Annotated in this window: 1 pseudogene; it reads left to right on the forward strand. The window is 57.2% G+C overall.

Annotation, left to right across the window (positions count from 1 at the left end):
* Window positions 1–76 precede the first annotated feature (76 nt).
* Window positions 77–698 (forward strand): annotated as a pseudogene (locus J7380_RS20255) (IS5 family transposase); the annotation flags it as partial.

Genomic DNA, 698 nt, shown 5'->3' on the forward strand with positions numbered 1-698 from the left:
TAGGCTCTGGACCCATTAATTTGGTTGCGGTCGACTTGGCTGCGTGATTCAAGCGCCTGAGTTTCAGGGGTATTTCATGAGCAATCTATTCTGGCTGACTGACGAACAGATGGAGCGTCTTCAGCCTTACTTTCCGAAGAGCCATGGCAAGCCGAGAGTTGATGATCGACGTGTTCTAAGTGGGATTATCTTCATCAACCGCAATGGGTTGCGGTGGTCCACCCCGTGAGTATGGGCCGCCAAAGACGCTGTACAACCGCTGGAAGCGGTGGAGCGATATGGGTGTGTTCGCTCGCATCATGACCGGGCTGGCCGCAGAAGGAACCCATCATAAGACTATCATGATTGACGCAACCTACCTCAAAGCACACCGCACGGCGTCCAGCCTGCGGTTGAAAAAGGGGGGCGCGGCAGGCTGATAGGGCGCACCAAGGGTGGCATGACTACGAAACTGCACGCCGTTACTGACAGCCTCGGACGCCCCATCCGCTTCTTCATATCCGCGGGCCAGGTCAGCGATTACACGGGTGCCAAGGCTCTGGTGAACAGTCTGCCATCGGCAGACTGGCTGCTGGGAGATCGCGGCTACGACGCGGACTGGTTCCGCGAAGCCATTAATGACAGGGGAATAACGCCCTGCATCCCAGGTCGAAAATCGCGCGACACGCCTGTCCGATACGACAAGCGGCGCTACAAAC

This window comes from Ruegeria sp. R8_1 (genome assembly GCF_017743815.1).
In the GTDB taxonomy this organism is placed as follows: Bacteria; Pseudomonadota; Alphaproteobacteria; order Rhodobacterales; family Rhodobacteraceae; genus Ruegeria; species Ruegeria lacuscaerulensis_A.